The organism is uncultured Corynebacterium sp. (assembly GCF_902782855.1).
In the GTDB taxonomy this organism is placed as follows: Bacteria; Actinomycetota; Actinomycetes; order Mycobacteriales; family Mycobacteriaceae; genus Corynebacterium.
Map to the genome: position 1 here is coordinate 1 of NZ_CACZOO010000159.1, position 6,548 is coordinate 6,548.

4 protein-coding genes are annotated in these 6,548 nt (G+C 67.6%); all 4 read right to left on the reverse strand.

The annotated features are described in order from the left end of the window. Window positions 1–100: 100 nt before the first annotated feature. The gene (locus tag QZV72_RS07370) at window positions 101–1,156 is read right to left on the reverse strand and encodes an iron ABC transporter permease (RefSeq protein ID WP_297006750.1); all 1,056 of its coding nucleotides are present in this window, start codon (window positions 1,154–1,156) and stop codon (window positions 101–103) included. Window positions 1,157–1,163: 7 nt separating this feature from the next. Further along, a complete protein-coding gene (locus QZV72_RS07375; RefSeq protein WP_297006752.1) occupies window positions 1,164–2,270 on the reverse strand; it encodes an ABC transporter substrate-binding protein in 1,107 nt (368 codons plus the stop codon). A 190-nt stretch (window positions 2,271–2,460) separates the two neighbouring features. After that, complete coding sequence (locus tag QZV72_RS07380; protein WP_297006756.1) at window positions 2,461–4,419, reverse strand: cytochrome c oxidase assembly protein; 1,959 nt, start codon at window positions 4,417–4,419, stop codon at window positions 2,461–2,463. Beyond that, a partial coding sequence (locus tag QZV72_RS07385; protein WP_297006758.1) for a cation-translocating P-type ATPase occupies window positions 4,410–6,548 on the reverse strand: 2,139 nt, incomplete at its 5' end. The genes QZV72_RS07385 and QZV72_RS07380, both read right to left, overlap by 10 nt.

The window sequence follows — 6,548 nt, forward strand, 5'->3', positions numbered from 1 at the left end:
CCGGCCGGTGCCACCAGCGAGACACCGGAGACGATGTCCCGCCTGCCCGCGCGGACTGTCACCCCGCTGACGGTCACCTCCTGCGCCGCTCTTCCGTCATTCACACCGCACCTCCTGATCTGCTGGTCTTGAGCAGCCACAGGAAGAACGGACCACCGAGTGCCGCGGTGAAGATCGTCAACGGGTACTCGTTGGGGATGTCGAGTACACGGGACCCGAGGTCGATGAGGACCAGCAGCGTCGCCCCGGCGACCAGACACCCCGGCAACAGGAGCCGGTGGTCCGGGCCGGTGAAGAAGCGGACACAGTGCGGCACGATCAGACCGATGAACCCGACACCCCCGGCGACCGCGACCGCCATCCCGGTCAGGGCGGCGATGATCACGATCAGCTGCAGTCGCAACGCACTGACGTTGACACCCAGTGCCCGGGCGTCATCATCCCCCATCGTCAGCAGGTTGAGGTTCCGGGACTGCCCCAGCAACCACACGGCACCGACGGCCATGACGACCGCCGGCACCAGGAGCTGACCGGGGTCCTGCACACCGGCGACGCTTCCCATCATCCAGAACAGGATTCCGCGGATCTCCCCCGGTTCGGACTTCAACTGGATCAGACTGGTTCCGGCCATCGCCACCTGGCCGACGCCGACCCCGGCGAGAACGATCCGGGAACCGGTCAGCGACCCCCGCCGCTGCGACAGATACAGGATGAGCACCAGGGTCAGGACCGCCCCGAGGCCTGCGGCGGTGGGGACACCGAGATTCCTGATCCACAGGGCACTCGACGAGGACATCGTCGCCACCGCAGCCAGCGATGCCCCGTTGGAGATGCCGAGGGTGTACGGGTCCGCGAGCGGGTTACGCACCAGACCCTGCAGCGCCGCACCCGCCAGCGCGAGCGCCGCGCCGACGAGGGCGGCGGCCAGGACCCGGGGGACACGCAACTGCCACACGATCGTGGACGCCAGGAAGTCGGCCGGAGCGGCATCCCGGTCGAGTACCTTCTCCCGCACCGCGGTGACCACGTCGGCGAACGGGACGGACACGGAACCCCAGGCGACGGCGGCGGTCATCGACACCAGGAGGAGAACCGTCCCGGTACCGACGATCACGGTCACCGGAGGACGCCAGGGCGCGGTGGGCTGGCGGTCCACCGGAACCTCAGCCCGCGAAGGCATCAGGATGCGCCGCGTGTGCGATCTTCTCCACGCCGTAGATGCTGGCCGGGCCGAAGTACACGCCGTCCGAGGCGACGACGTAGTTCCCGGTCTTCGAGGCCGACCACCCGGGGTTGGCCCGGAAGATCTTCTGCGCCTCGGCGTCCATGTCCATCGTGCCCGAGTTCCACGAACCCACCACGAGAAGGTCGACGTCGGCCGCCTGCAGCTGCTCCGGGCTGAGCGTCGCGGTCAGTCCAGGCTGCCCCGGGAAGCTCGGCGTACCGCCGGCCTCCCCGATCACCGAGTCGTAGATACCACCCGAGAATACCGCTGGTAGTCCGTTCGCGTTCATCACCGACATGGACGGGAACGCAATGAGGATATTTTTCCTGTCTTTACCACTGACCGCCTGCCGGACGGTGTCCAGCTTCGACCGGAGTTCAGCGACGAGCTGCTCCGCCCGGTCTTCGACATCGAAGATCCTCCCCATCATCGTGATGTAGTCGAGGGAATCCTGGACTGACCCGTCAGCGAAGGCGTCCTTCTCCTCCTGGGTGATGTTCGCGGTTTTCCCGTAGCTACAGTTGGGAGTGGTCACTATCGAATTCGTGCCGGCACTCTGCAGCGTCTCCCTGGACGCGAAACCCTGCTTCTCGTCGAATCCCCCGGAATAGGTCGACAGAACGAGATCGGGCTGTCTGGACAGGATCTGCTCGGCCGGGATATCCATCGCATCATTGAGGGTGAGGCCGTCATCCGGTAGCGCACTCACCTTCTCCGCCATCCCCGGGATATCGGAGGCCCCGTACTCCTGGGCGCTGAGCATGATCCTGTCCTCCAGGCCGAGCTCGATGAGTGTCTCCGCCTCACCGACAGAGGCCCCCTGCATCACCACGACCTTCTCCGGGGCCCGGTCGAAGGTCATCTCGTAACCACAGTTCTCTACGGTCAACGGGTAGTTCGTCTCACCGCTGGCCGAGTTACCCGGTGTGGTCGCACCAACGACATCATCGCCGCCACTATCGCCGCCACCGCCGCACGACGAGAGCGCCAGGGCCACGGCGAGGCCCACCGCCGACACCGCCGACACCGTGGTCACTGAAGTCATTCGCCGTCCCGTCATCGTTCCGGACATTCGTCCGCCTCCCTTTCACCGGAAATCCGCGGCAGCGACGGAATTTTTCTCTCCGTCGTTCTGCAGCGCTTGTCACCACATAGTCGTCAGGGGGCTGGGAAAAGTTCCCGAGCATTCCCCCCGCCACAGTCCCCCGCCACAGGGCGACCTTCGGCGACCGCCGTCACCTTTCCCCCTGCAGCTGCCGCAGCATCCGGTTGTAGGCGTCGAGATCGTCACTCCTCCCGGCGTCCTCCCACCGGTCCATTCTGCTCGCCACCCGTTGGTCACTGCGGTACCACTGAATTCCCAGGGCCACCGCCACCACAAGTATCGGTATCTCACTCATCCCCCAGGCAATGGCGCCACCGAGCCACTGGTCATGCAGCCGGTCGGTCATCCAGCCGAACCGTAGCCGGTCATAGAAGTCATCGGCAATGACCGTACCCAGTGACATCATGGATATACCGAAGAACGCGTGGAAGGGCATCGAACACATCAACAGCCCCAGCCTGGCAATGTACGGCAACTGCCGTGGGCCGGGGTCATCCCCGATGATCGTCCAGAAGAACAGGTAACCGCTGATGGTGAAGTGGACGGAGATGAACAGGTGCCACCAGTGGTACTTGGCGAACATACCCCACAGCGGGGTGAAGTAGACGACGTACAGCGAGGCCACGAACATGATGAAGGTGAACGCCGGATGAGTCACCACTCTCGAGAACCCGGAGTGGACCACCGCGGTGATCCACTCCCTGGGCCCCGTCAGTCCCGACCGTCGCGGGGTCACCGGCAACGCCCGCAGCGCGAGTGTCAACGGGGATCCCAGGACGAGCATCACCGAGGCGTACATGTTCAACAGCATGTGGTTTCCCATGTGGACACTCATCATGGCCGCACCGTACGCGGCCGCACCGGAGGATGTCCCGACCAGGAGACCGAGGCACCCGCCAAGCCACCACAGCAACCTGGTCACCGGCCAACCGATCCCCTGCCGCCGCAGCCTCACGTACCCCCACACGTAGAGTGCGGCGATGACCAGGGACGCCGTCCCCAGGAGGAAGTCGAACCGGACGGTGGACACCAGCCGGAGGAGATCCGGCGGTCGGGGCAGGGGATACCCCAGGTAGACGTCCCAGATGGTGAACTCGTGCCGGGGCAGGACCGGTGCCGTGAAGTAGCGGCACATGGCGGCGACGAGCACCAGCCCCGTCGCACCACCGGCGCGCAGGACCCGCCACGCCAGGCCGGGTTCCGTCGACGTCCGGCGCAACGCCCTGACGTCGCCGACCGCCATCAGGATCAGCAACACCCCACCGAACAGACAGAACCGCCCGTACACCGTCGTCGTCGACAAGGCTCCCGGCGCGAGCAGCCACAGCACGAGCAGCGCACCCGACGCCAGGCAGGCTCCCTCACAGAGCAGGCGTATGACGGCGATCCGGCGGCGGACCACCCGTGCCGGGCCGGTGCCACCGGACCTGCCGTGACGGCAGAGGCCCCCGAGGGAGCACACCCCGATCAGGACGGCCATCGGCACGTACACCCCGAAGGACAAGGTGGTGGCGATGTCATGGTCCGGGCCCTGCGCCACGTTGCCGGTGACCGGGACCGCCATGATCCCGAGGAATGCGGGGATCACCGACACCACCGTCGGGATCCACGTCGGTCGCAGCTCCGTCGCCAGCCAGACGACAGCGGCCGCGACCGCACTGACGATCCACCCGTAGGCCTCCTCGACAGCCGGCAGGACGTCGAGGAACATGCCGGAGGCGATGAGCTCAACCGGGCCACTCCCCGAACCGACGGCAACCGACAGCGGGACCATCGCCGCAGAGCAGAGGAACCACAGGGCCGACGCCGCCACCACCGCCCGCTGGACCAGGTAGGTGTCGGCGGACAACCATCCGGACCGGTCGGGGGAGGAGGAGACCGCGACGATGACGATCCCCCCGAGCACGAGGGCTCCGGCTGCCCACCCCACCCCGGACACCACGCAGTACAGGACAGCGGTCGCGGTTCCGGGCCAGGGATCGGAGGACTCCAGGAAAGGCCGGTCCCCGGACACGACCGCCGCCGTCGCCAGGAGCACGACCGCAGGCAGCAGATGCAGGGCACCGGCCCGGCCGATGGTCAGCCACATGTCGTCACCGCCGGACTCCCGGGGAACGGGCGCCCACCGACACGGCGCAACCGGAGACTGTTGCCCACCACGAACAGTGAGGAGAACGCCATCGCCAGGCTGGCGACCAGGGGATTGAGCAGTCCGGACATGGCGAGGGGGATCGCCGCGACGTTGTAGCCGAAGGCCCACACCAGGTTCCCCCGGATCGTCCGCCCGGTCGCCCGGGCGAGACCGAGAGCGTCGACGACGGTGGTGAGGTCATCGCGGACGATGATGACGTCCGCGGCGTCCTGCGCGACATCGGTCCCGCTCCCCACCGCCAACCCGAGATCGGCTGCGGCCAGTGCCGGGGCGTCATTGACACCGTCGCCCACCATCGCCACCGTCGCCCCCGTGGAGCGGATCCGACGCACCGTCGCGACCTTCTCCGCCGGCAGGACTCCGGCGATGACCTCACCCGGCCCGTCGATACCGATCTGCCGGGCTAGGGCGCTGGCCGTGACCGGGTCGTCACCGGTGACCATCATGCAGCGGATTCCGCGGTCCCGCAGTTGTCCTACCGCGGTCGCCGCGGTCGCCCGGGGCTCATCGAGTACTCCGATCCCCGCCACCGGGCGTCCGTCCACAGCCACCACGATGAAGGTGCCGCCCTGTCGCCGGATCCGTTCCGCGTCGGCGAGAAGCACCTCCGGCGACGACTGTGTGGTGCACAACGGCGACGACTGTGCGGTACACAACCAGGACGTGGACCCGACCTGCACCAGGCGTCCGTCCACCGTCGCACCCGCCCCCTGCCCGTGGCTGGCACGGAACCCGGTGATCTCCGGGAGCGCGGCATCCCCGTGCAGCTCCCGGTACCGACGGACCACGGCCCGGCCGACCGGATGCCCCGAGGCGTCCTCCACCGCGGCGACCGCGGCCAGGAGGGCGGTACCGTCGTCACCGTCGAGGTCGTCGACCACCCGGAAGAACTCCACCGTGGGCTGTCCGGTGGTCAGAGTCCCGGTCTTGTCGAAGATCACCGTGTCGACTGATCCCGACACATCGAAGGCACTCGTGCCCTTGACGAAGATCCCCAGCTCAGCTCCACGTCCGGTCGCAACCATGAGCGCCATCGGCGTGGCGAGCCCGAGTGCGCAGGGACAGGCGATGATCAGCACGGCGATGGCGTCGGTCACTGATTCGGTGGCGTCGGCTCCGGTGAGGAACCATGCCAGACCGGTGCCGACCGCCAGGACCGCGACACAGGGAACGAAGATCCCGGAGATCCGGTCCACCAGCCGTTGGGCCGACGCCTTCTCCTGCTGCGCCTCATCGACCAGCCGGATCATCCCGGCCAACCTGGTGTCCGCACCGATGTCCGTGGCCTCCACCAGCAACCGACCGTCGGTGGCGACCGTCCCCCCGGTGACCCGGTCGCCCGGGCGGACGGTCACCGGTTTCGATTCCCCGGTCATGGCACTCGTGTCGACCCCGGCACTGCCGTCCACGACCCGTCCGTCGGCGGCGATGCGTTGTCCGGGGCGCACGGTGAACCGTTGCCCCACCTTGAGCTCACCGGTGGGGATGGTCATCGTTCCGCCGTCGCCGACGACCACCTCGACCTCCCCGGGGACCATGCCTGCCAGGGACCTCATCGCCCGACCAGCCGTGGACTTGGCCCTGGCCTCGAAGTACCTTCCCCCGAGGATGAACACCGTCACCCCGCAGGCCACCTCGAAGTAGAGGGTGTCCACACTGGTCACGGCGTCCCAGACGCCCGTGGTGGTCCGTTGCCGGTCCATGTGGAGCATCGAGTACACCGACCAGGCACTGGCGGTGATGATCCCGGTGGACACCAGCGTGTCCATGCTGGTCACCCCGTGGCACAGGCCGCGCCAACTGGCCCGGTGCATGGGGTACGCGCACCACACCACCACCGGCGCGGCGAGAGTGAGCAGCAGCCACTGCCATCCGGTGAACCGCGCGGACGGCATGACACTGAACAGGATCGACAGGTCGGCGACCGGGATGAACAGTGCCACAGCGACGATCAGCCGCAGGAACAGCAGACGGGCGGTGTCGGCGTCCTCGTCACGGACCTCCGCGACAACCGGGTCCTTCGGGGACGCCCCGTACCCCGCCTTCCCGACCTCCGCGCACAGCGC